Origin of the sequence: Komagataeibacter xylinus (assembly GCF_031081985.1) — a bacterium.
Lineage (GTDB): Bacteria > Pseudomonadota > Alphaproteobacteria > Acetobacterales > Acetobacteraceae > Komagataeibacter > Komagataeibacter xylinus_E.
This window is the reverse complement of record NZ_JARWSK010000002.1, coordinates 328,061-342,514: the sequence shown is the minus strand read 5'-3', so window position 1 is coordinate 342,514 and position 14,454 is coordinate 328,061. Positions and strand designations below refer to the sequence as shown.

Below are 14,454 nucleotides of genomic sequence, written 5' to 3'. Positions count from 1 at the left end.
GTGGCTCCCGTTCAGCTATGTGGGGGTCAAAGCGGGGTGGCGGACAGGGTTTCAAGGTCAAGCAGGAACTGCCGGTCGCGCGCGCCTTCATCGCCGGGGTAGCTTTCGGGGTCATAATCCGGGCAATCGGCAAAATCGATGCGGTGGCAGGGAATGAAAATGGGGATGGGGTTCTCGGCGCAGGCGCTGAGAATGGTCTCGGGTGATACGCCTGCCCGGTGGGCGGCATCGCGCCAGTTAACCTGCTGGCCTACGGGAATGCCTAGCATGAACTGCCACGCCGCCTGCTGCTCTGGTGTGCCATAGGGGGCGAGTGGCAGATCGCACAGCGCGACCTCACCATCAAAATAGGCTTCCAGCCAGGAGCGGGCTTTATTCAGCAGGGGTGTTTCTTCCTGGTCGCGGCCCCAGCCCCAGTCAAGCGCCACGATCTTCCCGTCCTCGGCAGAGACGGTCAGGGGGGCCAGTGGCGAATGCATTGAAAGTTGTGGCATGAGTCACCTTGATCAGGACAAAGAGGTGAACGATAACGCCGTTCGCGGCACCGGCAAAATGATGATGACCTGATGGAGGCAAGAATGCAGGAAAATGATGGTTCGCCCCCGGTCATTTTCGCGCTGGCCAGCGGCCTGTCGCGTGCGGCAATCGCTGTCATGCGGTTGAGCGGGAAGGGGAGTGGCCGGATGCTTGAAAGCCTCTGCGGTCGCCTGCCGGCACCCCGCCGGGCCTCTCTGCGCGGGTTGTGGAACCGGCAGGGCGCCACGCCCGTGCTGCTTGATCGCGCGCTGGTGCTGTGGTTCCCCGGACCAGACAGCTACACGGGCGAGGATAGCGCGGAACTGCACCTGCATGCTGGCCCCGCCGTGATCAATGCCGTGGCTGATGCGCTCGTAGCCCTTGGCGCGCGCCCCGCCGAGCCGGGCGAGTTCAGCCGCCGGGCCTTTGGCAACGGGCGTATCGACCTCATGCAGGCGGAAGGCATTGCCGACCTGATCGATGCCGAGACCGAGGCCCAGCGGCAGCAGGCGCTCGCCCAGGTTGATGGCGCGCAGAGCCGCCTGTACCAGCAATGGGCCGACAGGCTGCGCACGCTGCTCGCCCATCAGGAAGCGCTGATCGACTTCCCTGATGAAGAACTGCCGCCTGAAGTGGAGCAGGGCCTGATCGATGGCCTGACGGCGCTGCACACCACCATGACAGACTACCTGCGCGACGGGGCAGGGGCGGAACGGCTGCGTCGTGGGCTGGTCTTCGCCATTGTGGGCGAGCCGAATGTGGGCAAGTCCAGTCTGCTCAATGCGCTGGCGGGGCGGGATGCGGCGATTGTATCCGCCCGTGCCGGTACCACGCGCGATGCGATCGAGATCCGTATCGTGCTGGGTGACGTGCCCGTAACGCTTGTCGATACCGCCGGATTGCGCGAAACAGAGGATGAGATTGAAGCCGAGGGCGTGCGGCGCTCATTGTTTCACGTGAAACAGGCGGATTGCGTGGTACAGGTCTTTACCGGCAGCACCCTTCCAGCCCGGCTGGAAGAAGGTGGCCTGCTGGTCTGTAACAAGATCGACCAGCACCCGGCACCTGAAGGGGCAATTGGCATCAGTGTTCTCACCCATGCGGGCATGGATGTGCTACGGACAGTGCTGGCCACAAAAGCCCGTGACCTGACAGCGGGCCGGGCCAATGCCCCGCTGACCCGCGCGCGCCATCGCGCCGCGATCGAGGAGACGGCGCACCATATCGGGTGTGCGCTCTCGCTGGCGTGGCCGGAAATGCGGGGTGAGGAAATGCGGCTGGCCATGCGCGCGCTTGGCCGCCTGACCGGGGCGGTGGATGTGGAAGCGCTGCTGGATACCGTGTTTGGCCAGTTCTGTATTGGCAAGTAGGAGCAAGGGGTGATGGATCGGGCCTATGATGTGATTGTGGTCGGGGGCGGCCATGCGGGGTGCGAAGCCGCTGCTGCTGCAGCGCGCACGGGTGCCCGCACCCTGCTGCTCACGCACCGGCGCGATACGGTGGGCATCATGTCGTGCAACCCGGCGATCGGCGGCATTGGCAAGGGTCATCTGGTGCGTGAGATCGATGCGCTGGACGGGCTGATGGGCATTGCCGCCGACCGGGCGGGCATCCACTTCAAGCTGCTCAATCGCTCCAAGGGGCCTGCTGTGCATGGCCCGCGCGCGCAGGCGGACCGCACGCTGTACCGGCAGGCCATACAGGATCTACTCGACCAGACCGCAGGGCTGGAGATTGTGGAGGGCGCTGCGGGCGACGTGCAGCTCGATGCGCAGGGGCGCGTGGGCGGCGTGGTGTGTGAGGATGGCCGGGTCTTTTCCGCCGGTGCCGTCGTGCTGGCTACCGGCACCTTCCTGCGCGGCACCATCCATGTTGGGCATGACAGCGAACCGGCGGGCAGGGTAGGGGACCGGCCTGCCAATGCGCTGGGCGAACGTCTCGCCGCGCTCGGCCTGCGCATGGGGCGCCTCAAGACCGGAACGCCCGCCCGCATCGCGCGCGACAGCATCGACTGGGACAGCCTGCCCGAAGACCGGGGTGACGTCGAACCCGAACCCTTCAGCCGCATGACGGACGGCATCACAAACCCCATGGTCTCATGTCGCATCACGGCCACCACGCCGCGCACGCATGAGATCATTCGCGAGAACCTGCACCTCTCGGCGCTGTATGGTGGCGCGATCTCGGGGCGGGGGCCACGTTACTGCCCCTCCATCGAGGACAAGGTGGTGCGGTTCGCGCAAAAGGACTCGCACCAGATATTCCTCGAACCCGAAGGCCTGCCCGGCAACCCCGATGGCGGGCTGGTCTACCCCAATGGCATCTCCACCAGCCTGCCTGCCCATGTGCAGCTTGAAATGCTGCAAAGCATTCCGGGGCTTGAAAACTGCCGCATCGTGCGGCCGGGCTACGCCGTTGAGTATGACTATGTCGACCCGCGCGAACTCGCTCCTACGCTGGAACTCAAAAGCCTGCCCGGCCTGTTTCTTGCAGGCCAGGTCAATGGCACGACGGGTTATGAAGAGGCCGGGGCGCAGGGCCTGATCGCGGGCATCAACGCCGCCCGGCACGCAGCAGGTGAGGCGGGGGTAACGCTGGAGCGTGGCGATGCCTATATTGGGGTCATGATTGATGACCTGACCACGCAGGGCGTGTCCGAGCCATACCGCATGTTTACGTCACGCGCGGAATACAGGCTGACGCTGCGGGCTGATAATGCTGACCTGCGGCTTACGCCGCGCGGCATGGAATGGGGGTGTGTCGGGAGTGCCCGCGCCGCGCGGCTCAAGGCGGATCAGGCCGCCATTGATATAGCCGCCCGTCGGGCCGGGCAGGAAACCTATGCGCCGGAACTCCTGCGCAAGGCCGGGATCAGTGTCTCGGCAGACGGGCGTGCGCGCTCGCTGCTTGATGTGCTGGCCACTGACGCAGCGCCCGGCATGATTGCCACCATCGCCCCGTGGTTTGCCGAACTGCCGCCCCGCGTGGCCCGGCATCTGGCGACCGAGGCCCGCTATAGCGGCTATATTGCCCGGCAGGATCGCGAAATCCGCCAGCTTGCCACCGAAGGCCGCATCGCCCTGCCGCCTGACCTCGATTACGCGCAGGTGGGCGGCCTGAGCAGCGAGATGCAGGAGCGCCTTGCCCGCGTGCGACCCGTAACCTTTGGCGCGGCGCAGCGCATTCCGGGCATGACGCCTTCGGCCCTTGTGGCGTTGCTCGCGCATATTCGCCAGCGCCAGGTCGCGGCCTGATGGCGCAGGGTGATTCCGTGGCGGTGCTGGCCGATGTTTCACGTGAAACACGCGAACGGCTGGAGTGCTATGCCGACCTGCTGCTGCGCTGGAATGCGCGCATCAACCTTGTCTCCCCGCATGACCTGCCGCATCTGTGGTCACGCCATATCGGTGACAGCCTGCAACTTGCCAGCCTGATCCCACCTGGCGGCGTGGATCTGGTTGATATGGGTTCTGGCGGCGGCTTTCCCGGCCTGGTTATTGCGTGTGCAACCGATGCGAACGTGACGCTGGTGGAATCCGACCAGCGCAAGGCCGCCTTCCTGCGTGAGGCCGCGCGGGTGGCAGGGGTGAAGGTACGGGTCTGCGCGCAGCGGCTGGAAGCGGCCGATGTGCCGCCTGCGCAGGTCGTGACGGCACGGGCACTCGCGCCCCTGTCGCGCCTGCTGGCCTGGGGCACGCGTTTCCTGCGGCCCGATGGTGTCTGCCTGTTTCTGAAAGGACGCAACGCAGAGGAAGAATTGACGATGGCCCGTGCCGATTGGCACATGGCGACAACCCGGATTCCAAGCCGTACCAATACGGATGGTGTGATTCTAGAATTGAGCGATATCAGGCGTGTCAGAGACCATAACAATGAATGATACGGGAAGCCGGTCCGCGTCTTCCCCCCGCATTATCGCGCTGGCCAACCAGAAGGGCGGCGTGGGCAAGACAACCACCGCCATCAACGTGGCGGCAGCGCTGGCGACTTCGGGGCTAAAAGTGCTGCTGGTCGATCTCGACCCGCAGGGCAATGCCTCGACCGGGCTGGGCGTGGGGTATGATGCCCGCAGCAGCGGCACCTATGCCATGCTTGAAGATGGCGCGCGCGCCGCAGGCGTGGTGCAGGCCAGCACTGTTCCCGGCCTGTCGCTGATTGCGGCCGATACCGAACTGGCCGGTGCCGAGCTTGAACTGGTCATGGCGGAAGGGCGTGAATACCGCCTGCGTGAAGCCCTGGCCCAGATTGGGGGCGATTATGACGTGGTGCTGATCGACTGCCCGCCCAGCCTTGGCCTGCTCACGCTCAATGCGCTGGTCGCAGCCCAGTCGGTGCTCGTGCCGCTGCAATGCGAGTTCTTTGCGCTTGAGGGCATCAGCCAGTTGGTGCGCACCGTCAACAGCGTGAGCAAGGGGCTCAATCCAGCGCTCAAACTCGATGGCATCGTGCTCACCATGTATGACCGGCGCAACAACCTGTCGGAACTCGTGGCCGATGATGCCCGCAGCTTCTTTGGCGACAAGGTGATGGAAACCCTCATTCCCCGCAATATCCGCATCTCCGAGGCACAGAGCCACGGGCAGCCGGTCATGAATTACGACCAGCGCTCATCGGGCAGCCAGGCCTATCAGGCGCTGGCGACCGAACTGGCCGGGCGCCTTAGCCTGTCGGCTGGCCAGAAAGGGAAGGCACGCGCGTGAAAACCAAGAAGGAAGCGGGTCGCCCCCGCCTGGGCCGTGGGCTTGCGGCACTGCTGGGCGAGCAGGTCAATGCACTGCCCGCAGCCCCCGCAGTCGAGGGCCGCAAGGGCACGGAAGCCATTTCCAGCCTGCCGGTCGATGTGCTGGAGCCAGGCCCTTTCCAGCCGCGTCAGCAGATGGAACCGGGCGCACTGGATGAACTGGCCAGTTCCATCCGCGTGCGTGGCATTTTGCAGCCCGTTCTGGTCCGGCCCCACCCACAGCGTCCGGGCACCTACCAGATCATCGCAGGCGAGCGCCGGTGGCGCGCATCGCAGATTGCGGGGCTGCATGACGTGCCGGTGCATATCCGCCCGCTTGATGATGGCGATGCCATGGCCGCGGCGCTGGTGGAAAACCTTCAGCGTGCCGATCTCAACGCCATCGAGGAAGCCGAGGGCCTGCAGCGCCTGCTTGATGACTATGCCCTGACGCAGGATGAACTGGCCAGCGCCATCGGTAAGTCGCGCCCGCATGTGGCCAACATGGTCCGCCTGCTGCAACTGCCTCCGCCCGTGCGTGATGCGGTGCGCCATCGCGGCCTTTCTGCAGGTCATGCCCGTGCCCTGCTGGCGCATGCCGATCCGGTGGCAGCACTGAAGGTGGTGCTGGCGCAGGGGTTGAACGTGCGCCAGACCGAGGCCCTGGCCAAGCAGCATGAGCGCAAGGCCGCAACCGCGCGTGAGAAGGGGGAGAAAGCGGCCCGTAACCCCGAGATCGCCGCCCTTGAGCGCGATCTGGCCGCAAGGCTGGGCCTGAAGGTGCAGATCAGCTTTGATGGCAAGGGCGGCAGCGTGAAGATCGATTACCGTTCGCTTGAGCAGTTCGATGGGCTGCTGCGGCTGCTCCAGCGCTAGCGGTTGGAGAAGAAAGTTTTTGGTGAAGCTTTTTTCAAAAAGGCGGCATTCAGAAACTTTTGTTATTTTTTATCAATGAGTTGTTTTCAAACAGTCGCTTATAAAAAAAATTCAAAAACCTCTTGCAAGCCAAGGGGGGGGCTGCTAAAAGCCCTCTCACCCGAGAGGGTAACCCTGTGGGCGCATAGCTCAGTTGGTAGAGCAGCTGACTCTTAATCAGCGGGTCCAAGGTTCGAGCCCTTGTGCGCCCACCATAGGGTTTAATAAGATTACAGAGGTCCCCATCAAGGCTTTGCCGGTGGGGATTTTTTGTATCATGCACGCCACGCGGCACTCTTGCAGCAGCACAGAAGGGGGAACAGCATGATGACTCCGTTCCGCCCGTCCACCGGTTCCGCAGGGCCATGATCGCCTCACGCGCCCCCCTGATCGGTATCACGCTCGATAGTGAACCACCCTCCACCACGGGTGGTTATTCGCGCTTTGCGTGGTATGCGCTGCGCCAGAACTACATGGACATGATTACTGCCTGTGGCGGCCTGCCGGTGGCTGTGGGGCACGACGTGGCGCAGGCGGGGCAGATGGTGGCGCGGCTTGACGGGCTGGTGATCACCGGCGGGGCCTTTGACGTGCCGCCTGACCTGTATGGCGATGAACCGCCGCATGCCACCGTGCAGACCAAGCCGCGCCGCACGGCAGCGGAGATGGCGCTGCTCGGGGAAGGGCTGGCTCTGCAGCGCCCCGTTCTGGGCATCTGCGGTGGCATGCAGTTGCTGGCCGTGCTGCTTGGCGGGCGGCTGGTGCAGCATATTCCCGACACCTATCCCGCGGCCCTGGCGCATGAACAGCCCAACCCGCGTGATGAGGCAGGGCATGTGGTGCATGTAACGCCCGGCACGCAGCTTGCGCGCCTGGTGGGGTGCGATACGCTGGCCGTCAATTCATCGCACCACCAGGCGGTGGCGGATGCCGGGCGCGGCGTAGTCTGCGCCACGGCGCCCGATGGCGTGGTCGAGGCCATTGAGCTTCCCGGCCATCCGTTCTGTATGGGGGTGCAGTGGCACCCCGAATTTGGCATATCGGCAGGAGACCGTCTTCTGTTCGAAGGGTTGATCGACGCTGCGAGGCAGACAGGAACATGACACAGGACCATTCCACCGAAGCCCCCGCCGCGCGTGGCGACCGTATTGCCAAATGGCTGGCGCGTTCGGGCGTGTGCAGCAGGCGTGATGCCGAACGCCTGATTGCCGAGGGCAAGGTGCAGCTCAACGGTGCGCCGGTCACCCATCCGGCCACTTTTGTCGATGAAGGCGATATCGTTCAGGTCGAGCAGAAGGTCGTCGGCGCGCCCGACCGCACGCGGCTGTGGCGCTACCACAAGCCCGACGGGCTGGTCACGACCCACCGTGACCCCGAGGATCGCCCCACCGTATTCGATTCCCTGCCGCCGGGTATGCCGCGCGTCATCAGCGTGGGCCGCCTTGACCTGAACAGCGAGGGGCTTTTGCTGCTCACCAACGATGGCGCGCTCGCACGCAGGCTGGAACTGCCCAGCAATGGCTGGATCAGGCGCTACCGCGTGCGCGTGTTTGGCGTGGTTGACGAGCGCGCGCTGGCCTCCCTGATCAAGGGGAGCGAGTTCGAGGGCGTGCGCTATGGCCCGATCGAGGCGCAGCTTGATTCCGTCAAGGGTGATAATGCCTGGCTGACCGTATCGCTGCGCGAAGGCAAGAACCGCGAGATCCGCAAGGTGATGCAGGGGCTGAACCTGCATGTCAGCCGCCTGATCCGCACCTCCTACGGGCCGTTCCAGCTTGGCACGCTCAAGCGCGGCGAACTCGAGGAAGTGACCGGCAAGGTGATCCGCGAGCAGATCGCGGGCCTTGCGGGCGGCAAGACCCCGCGCGGGGCCTGATGCGGATTATCGCGGGCGAATGCCGGGGCCGCACCCTGCTGGCCCCGCCGGGGCAGGTCACGCGGCCTACGGCAGACCGGGTGCGTCAGGCCCTGTTCGATACGCTGGCCCATGCGTCATGGGCCGGGGCGGACCGGCTGCGTGGCGCGCATGTGCTTGACGGGTTTGCCGGAACCGGCGCTCTGGGCCTTGAGGCCCTGTCACGCGGGGCAGCATCGGCGCTGTTTGTCGAGCGCGACCGCGCTGCCCTGCGCTGCCTGCGCGATAATGTGCGCGGCTGTGGCCTGCAGGACCGTGCCATGATCCGGGCCTGCGACATGCTGCGCCTGCCACCGCGCGGTGCAGCCGCGCCCGCCGATCTGGTTTTTCTTGATCCGCCCTATAACCAAGACCTGCCCACAAGGGCGCTGAGTGTGCTGGAACGTGGCGGCTGGCTGCATGCCGATACCCTCATCGTGGTCGAGACGGCAGCGGCGGAAGCGGCCCCCGTGCCAGCCCCCCGCCTGCTGCTTGAGCGGCGGCACGGGGCGGCGTGCCTGTATGCATGGCGGCATGGGACGGATGATAACGGGTGATTCATCGCCGTATTTTATCCTGTCGGCCTTCTTTCTGTCGTGTGGACAGGGTTATAGTTGTTTCGTTTGGCGGGAATGGCAGGCGCGGCATGCAAGGTCATCTCCCTCGTGCTTTTGGTCCCCGCAGGCGGGCCTTATGATCGGGATGTGGATTTTTGGCGATCTTCAGCCGTTTTTTTCCTGAATCACTCTCCTCTGACCCGGCCCGTTCGCGCCTGCGCGAACGGTTGGCTGAAGCCGGTGGCGTGGGGTTATGGATTCTGGCGCTGTGTCTCGCCATCGCGTTATGGAGTTATGACCCGCGCGATCCCTCCGCCAATACGTCGAGCGCGCAGCCACCGGGCAACCTGCTCGGGCGGCCCGGCGCCTATATGGCCGACTTCATGCTCCAGGATTTCGGGATCGTGGGCACGCTGGCCATTTTGTGCCTCATGGCATGGGGCTGGCGCCTGATCCGCCACCATGGGCTGGCATCGGCGCTGCTGCGTTTCATCGCCCTTGTATGCGGCCTGCCGGTCATTGCAGCCGAGGTTGCGGCCCTGCCATTGCTGGCGGGGCTGCATGCGCCGCAATGGCCCACGCAGGCGGGGCTGGGCGGTGCGGTTGGCCTCTCGGTCGCGCATATGTCGATTCAGGCCGCCACCGTGTTCATGGGGCGTGGCGGGCCGCTTCTCGTCTGGGTGCTGGGGCTTGTGCTGGGCGTTCTGCTGGTGCTGCTCGCACTCGCCCTGTCCCTGTCGGAATGGCAGGGCATGGGGCGGGGCCTCGTGTTCGGCGTGCGTCAGCCCATGGTGCTGGTGGCCTGGCTGCGCCGCATGGCGGCCCGGCCCGAAGCGGGGCAGGGCAGGGCGCAGGCACCAGCCCGTCCCGCTGCCTCTCAGGCCGCTCCTGCCGCAGCTCCCCCTTCCTCGCTGGCGGCCCTGATCGAGGAAGAGGACGAACCGCTTTTCAATACCACCCTGACCGCACCTGCGCCCCATGCCGGGGCAGCGCCCCCCGCGCAGGCGGGCGCTGCCCCCGGCACGGGTCTGATGCCGGTGAACGATGCGGCCCCCACGGCCAGCCTGCGCGCGCCGGATGCCGCGAACATGCCCGCCACCACCACAAAGCCGGAGGATGCGGCGCGCCCGGCGCTGCCCGGCAGCCGCAAGGTGGAAGGCGGGCGACCGGCGCAGGTGTCGTTGCAGAGCAACTGGATGCACCCGCCCGGCATGGACGAGGACATTCCGCAGCCGTTGCTGATGGGGGGGGACGATACGGCATCTGATCGCGCACCATGGCATGATGAGCCCGCCCCGCCTGAAAACAGGCCCGTCACCGGCCATCCGGGCACGCCACCCGCTGTTGAGGAACCTGCGCGCCCGAATATCTTCTCGCGCCTTTTCTCCGGTGCCCCGCGTGGCGATGAGGCCCCCGCCCGCCCGGATGCGTATGATGCGCCTGCCCCCGCAGCGTCCGCCACGCCCGCCTATACGCCGCCGCAGCCGCCGCAGTGGCAGTTTCCCTCGCTGTCACTGCTGACCCCGCCGCCGCCCGCCTCGACGAACAAGCCAACCGAGGAACTGCTCAAGGCCAATGCTGCCCAGCTTGTGACCGTGCTGTCTGAATATGGGGTGCAGGGCACGATCGTGGCCTATCATGCAGGCCCGGTGGTCACGCTGTATGAACTCCAGCCCGCCGCAGGCATTCGCGCTGCCCGCGTGATTGGCCTGGCGGATGACGTGGCGCGCTCCCTGTCGGTGCTGAGCGTGCGTATCGCCACCGTGCCGGGGCGCAACGTGATTGGCATCGAGGTGCCGAATTCACGGCGCGAGACAGTCTATTTCTCCGAACTGCTCATGGACCCCCGATGGGCGCATTCCCCCGCGCGGCTCAACCTTGCGCTTGGCAAGGATATTGCGGGTGAATCGGTTTACAGCGACCTTGCCGCCATGCCCCACCTGCTGATCGCGGGCACCACGGGGTCGGGCAAGTCGGTGGGGGTGAACTCCATGATCCTCTCGCTGCTCTACCGCCTCTCGCCCGAGCAGTGCCGCCTGATCCTTATTGATCCCAAGATCCTCGAACTGTCGATTTATGAAGGCATTCCCCACCTCATGACCCCGGTGGTGACGGAACCGGCCAAGGCGGTCGCGGCCATGAAATGGGCGGTGCGTGAAATGGATCGCCGCTACCGCGCCATGGCGCACCTGCAGGTGCGTAACATCGCCAGCTACAACGAGCGCGTGACCGAAGCCCGCGAGCGCGGCGAGATCGTGACCCGCCGCGTGCAGACCGGCTACGACCCTGAAACCGGCAAGCCGACATTTGAAGAGCAGCAGCTTGCCCTTGATTCGCTGCCCTATCTTGTCATCGTGGTGGACGAGATGGCCGATCTCATGATCGTGGCGGGCAAGGAAATCGAGTCCCTGCTGCAACGCCTGGCACAGAAGGCGCGCGCGGCGGGCATCCACCTCATCCTTGCCACCCAGCGCCCCTCGGTCGATGTGATTACCGGCACCATCAAGGCCAACTTCCCCACGCGTATTTCCTTTCAGGTCATCAGCAAGTTCGACAGCCGCACCATTCTGGGCGAGCAGGGGGCCGAGCAGCTTCTGGGCCGCGGCGACATGCTGTTCATGCAGGCGGGCGGACGGATCACGCGCGTGCATGGCCCCTTCGTGGCGGATGCGGAGGTGGAGGCTGTCGTGGCCTTCCTGCGCACGCAGGGCGAGCCGATCTATGATGATGATGTCATCTCGCCGCAGGAAGAAGACAGCGCGGACAAGCCGTTTGCCGCCCCCTCTGGTGGTGCCGAGGAAGATGGCCTGTTTGCCCAGGCGGTCGAGGTGGTGGCGCGCGAGGGCAAGGCATCCACCTCCTTCATCCAGCGCCATCTCTCCATTGGCTATAACCGCGCGGCCAAGATCATCGAGCAGATGGAAAAGGAAGGGCTGGTCAGCGAGGCCAATCATGTGGGCCGCCGTGAAGTGCTGATGCGCCGTTCGACGGAAGACGAATGAGGCCATTTTCGCCCCGGCCCGCATCCGTGCAGCCCACGGGCCCCCTGCCGTTTACGGTTCTGTACCGCGACAGCTGCTTCGTGGTGCTCGATAAGCCGCCGGGGTTGCCGGTCCATCCCGGTCGCAGGGGCGGGGCGAGTGTCGAGGACTGGTTTCCCCTCCTGTCACGTCACCGCAACGGGCCATGGCTGGCGCACAGGCTGGATCAGGATACGGCGGGCTGCCTGGTCGTGGCGCTGCGTAAGCAGGCGCTGGTGGCGGCACAGGGCTGTTTTGCATCAGGCCAGGCCCGCAAGACCTACTGGGCCATCGTGCAGGGCACGCCCGCGGGCCAGTCCGGCGTGGTCGCGGCCCCGCTTGGCCGCGTGGAAGAGGCCGGGCAGTGGCGCATGCAGGCGAACGTGCAGGGCGCGCAGCCCGCGCGCACGCGGTGGCGGGTGCTGGGGCAGGGGCTGGATGCGGCGGGCGAGCCCATAAGCTGGCTGGAACTGGTGCTGGAAACCGGGCGCACCCATCAGGCCCGTGCGCATTGCGCCCTGCTTGGCTGCCCCATACGGGGGGATGTGCGCTATGGCGCCCCCATGGCAGGGGCGCTACACCTCATGAGTCGCGGCATCATTCTGCCGCTTGACCCGCCCGTGCGGGCCATGGCGCCCCCACCTGAGCATATGCGCCGCATCATGGCGCAGGCAGGCTGGGTCGTGCCACCTGCCAACGTGGAAAAGGAAACAGCACGGTGTTCGCCCATACTCTGACGCAGGAACTGCTGCGTGTTCTGGAACGGCCAGACCTGCGGGTGATTGCGGGCGCGCGGCGCATCGTGCTGGACCCGGTGCTCGAAGCGCCTTTCCGCATCCTGCCAGATGGCGCGATCGTGCTGGGCCTGCCGCTTCAGGGCGACCTTGAGCAGACAGCCTTCTTCCTGCGCCATGCGCTGGAACTCGCTGCCCTGCTGGAACGCGCGCCCCGGCAGGCTTTTCAGGCCGCCTTCTGTGCCGCCCGCACGGCAGCCCTGTTCTGGTACCTTGATACGGGCCGCGCCGATACGGATGCGCCTGCCGCATGGGTGCCGCTGATGGCCAGACCCGACGTGCCGGACAGCGCCACCCTGCGCGCAACGTGGCCCGCGCTTGCTCCCCTGCAGCCCGCGCCTGCAACCCCGCCGGTGGCGGCCGATTTCATGGCGTTGCAGGGCGTGCTGGCCCACCTGTGGCAGCAACTCGGGCCGATCGAGACCCTGATGGCCACGGGCGGCGACGCCCGGCTGGCGGTGGACCCGGCAACGGGACTGAACCATTATGGCTGTTCGCACCGGCCCCGGCCCTGGGCCATCACCTTTGCTTCGTCCACGGCTTCATCACTGTCCGAACGTGGCTTTGCAGGTGCCGAAACGGCCCGTCTTGCCCTGGTGGCGGGGGCATTGCAGGGCCGGGCGGATGAGGCGGCACAGATTCAGGATGCCGATATACAGGCCCGTATCGCCAGCGCGTTTGGGCTGACCGGGCAGGAAGGCGTGGTGCTGGCCCCCTCGGGCACGGATTGCGAACTCTATGCGCTGGCCCTTGCGGCGCTGGCACCCGGTGGCCGCCCTGTCAGCAATATCCTCCTTGCCCCGGAGGAGACGGGTAGCGGCGTGCCGCTGGCGGCACAGGGCCGCCATTTTGCCAATGACACCGCCCTTGGCCACGGCGTGACACGGGGCGCGCGTATTGCGGGCTTTCCGGATGATACGGATGTGGTCAACGTGCCCATGCGCGACGAGGCGGGTCATGTGCGCGCCCTGTCAGAGGTCGATGCGCAGACCTGCCGCCTGACGCATGAACTCAGGGCTACTGGCCGCCATGTGCTGCTGCATCGGCTTGACCTGTCCAAGACGGGCCTGCTCGCGCCGGGGCTTGCGGCGCTGGAACAGGCCACCGCCCCGCTCGGCGCTGGCGCGGATGACCGGCCCGATGTGGTGGTCGATGCCTGTCAGGCGCGGCTCGATCCGGCACGGGTGCGCGCCTATCTGGACATGGGCTGGATGGTGATGGTGACCGGCTCCAAATTCTTTACCGGCCCGCCCTTCTGCGGGGCGCTGCTGCTGCCGGCCTGCGTGCGCCGCAGGCTTGATGGCCCGCGCGGCCTGCCCGTTGGGCTGGCAGATTACAGCTATCGTGCTGCCTGGCCCGCAGGCCCCGCGCGCAATAGCCTGCCTGCAGGGCATAATATCGGCCTTATCCTGCGCTGGCAGGCAGCCCTGGCCGAAATGACGGCGTTTGGCGCCATACCCCGCGCCGTGGTGCGCGACCGGCTGCGTACTTTCCTTGCGGCCGTGACGGCGCAGATCGCGGCCCGCCCGGTGCTGGAACTGCTGCCGCCTGTCGCCCCCGCCCGGCCCGGGCCTGATGATGCATGGGACTGCCTGCCAACCATCATGAGCTTTTTTGTCCGCGCGCCCGATAGCCCCGAAGGTGGCTTTCGCCCGTTGGCGGTAGCCGAGGCGCGGCAGTTATATGCGTGGCTCAATACCGATCTTTCTGGCTGCATCCCTGCTGATGATGCTGATGCGGCCCTTGCCGCGGTGCTGTGCCATGTGGGCCAGCCGGTGCCGCTGGCCCATCCCGACCTGCCGGATGAACTGGCGGGCGCGCTGCGTATTTCGGCTGGCGCGCGGCTGGTTTCGGGCGAGCCCTCGCATGAGGGCATGGACCCGACCGAACGCCTGCGCCGCGAGGCACGCAATGTCGGGCGCATCCTTGACAAGATTGGCCTGATCCTGCGGCACTGGCCCCGCCTTGCCGCCATGGCGCCCGTGCAGACCTACCTGCCGCATGGCTGGCGCGCGCGTGCGATCCTGCCTGCCTGACT

Annotated in this window: 12 protein-coding genes and 1 tRNA gene; 12 read left to right on the top strand and 1 reads right to left on the bottom strand. The window is 66.1% G+C overall.

Annotated elements, in window-relative coordinates; translation table 11 throughout:
• Positions 1-26: 26 nt before the first annotated feature.
• Positions 27-479, bottom strand: coding sequence for a methylated-DNA--[protein]-cysteine S-methyltransferase (locus tag QEG70_RS05390; RefSeq protein WP_308719866.1), 453 nt, complete (start codon positions 477-479; stop codon positions 27-29).
• Positions 480-578: 99 nt separating this feature from the next.
• On the opposite strand from QEG70_RS05390, the gene mnmE reads away from it, so the two are divergent.
• From mnmE to QEG70_RS05330, 12 genes are all read left to right on the top strand, one after another.
• A complete protein-coding gene (gene mnmE, locus QEG70_RS05385) occupies positions 579-1,886 on the top strand; it encodes a tRNA uridine-5-carboxymethylaminomethyl(34) synthesis GTPase MnmE (protein WP_308719719.1) in 1,308 nt (435 codons plus the stop codon).
• Positions 1,887-1,898: 12 nt separating this feature from the next.
• On the top strand, positions 1,899-3,770 hold the full coding sequence (gene mnmG / locus QEG70_RS05380) for a tRNA uridine-5-carboxymethylaminomethyl(34) synthesis enzyme MnmG (RefSeq protein ID WP_308719718.1): 1,872 nt from the start codon (positions 1,899-1,901) through the stop codon (positions 3,768-3,770).
• Complete coding sequence (rsmG, locus tag QEG70_RS05375) at positions 3,770-4,396, top strand: 16S rRNA (guanine(527)-N(7))-methyltransferase RsmG (protein ID WP_308719717.1); 627 nt, start codon at positions 3,770-3,772, stop codon at positions 4,394-4,396. The genes mnmG and rsmG overlap by 1 nt, the downstream gene beginning before the upstream one ends.
• On the top strand, positions 4,389-5,216 hold the full coding sequence (locus QEG70_RS05370) for a ParA family protein (RefSeq protein WP_308719716.1): 828 nt from the start codon (positions 4,389-4,391) through the stop codon (positions 5,214-5,216). Before rsmG ends, QEG70_RS05370 begins: the two co-directional genes overlap by 8 nt.
• Entirely contained in the window at positions 5,213-6,112 is a 900-nt protein-coding gene (locus tag QEG70_RS05365; RefSeq protein WP_308719715.1) for a ParB/RepB/Spo0J family partition protein, read from the top strand. The genes QEG70_RS05370 and QEG70_RS05365 overlap by 4 nt, the downstream gene beginning before the upstream one ends.
• Positions 6,113-6,290: 178 nt before the next feature.
• A tRNA-Lys gene (locus QEG70_RS05360) sits at positions 6,291-6,366 on the top strand.
• A gap of 153 nt (positions 6,367-6,519) precedes the next feature.
• Positions 6,520-7,254: a gamma-glutamyl-gamma-aminobutyrate hydrolase family protein gene (locus QEG70_RS05355; protein ID WP_308719865.1), complete on the top strand. Its 735-nt coding sequence runs from the start codon at positions 6,520-6,522 to the stop codon at positions 7,252-7,254.
• The gene (locus QEG70_RS05350; RefSeq protein WP_061275166.1) at positions 7,251-8,027 is read left to right on the top strand and encodes a pseudouridine synthase; all 777 of its coding nucleotides are present in this window, start codon (positions 7,251-7,253) and stop codon (positions 8,025-8,027) included. Before QEG70_RS05355 ends, QEG70_RS05350 begins: the two co-directional genes overlap by 4 nt.
• Positions 8,027-8,602 (top strand): 16S rRNA (guanine(966)-N(2))-methyltransferase RsmD, encoded by a 576-nt coding sequence (gene rsmD / locus QEG70_RS05345; RefSeq protein WP_308719714.1) that lies wholly within the window; start codon positions 8,027-8,029, stop codon positions 8,600-8,602. Before QEG70_RS05350 ends, rsmD begins: the two co-directional genes overlap by 1 nt.
• Positions 8,603-8,757: 155 nt before the next feature.
• Positions 8,758-11,604 carry a DNA translocase FtsK gene (locus tag QEG70_RS05340; RefSeq protein WP_308719713.1) on the top strand — a complete coding sequence of 949 codons (2,847 nt, stop codon included), beginning with the start codon at positions 8,758-8,760 and terminating at the stop codon, positions 11,602-11,604.
• Positions 11,601-12,359 (top strand): RluA family pseudouridine synthase, encoded by a 759-nt coding sequence (locus QEG70_RS05335; RefSeq protein WP_308719712.1) that lies wholly within the window; start codon positions 11,601-11,603, stop codon positions 12,357-12,359. Before QEG70_RS05340 ends, QEG70_RS05335 begins: the two co-directional genes overlap by 4 nt.
• Entirely contained in the window at positions 12,341-14,452 is a 2,112-nt protein-coding gene (locus tag QEG70_RS05330) for a hypothetical protein (protein WP_308719711.1), read from the top strand. Before QEG70_RS05335 ends, QEG70_RS05330 begins: the two co-directional genes overlap by 19 nt.
• Positions 14,453-14,454: the final 2 nt, after the last annotated feature.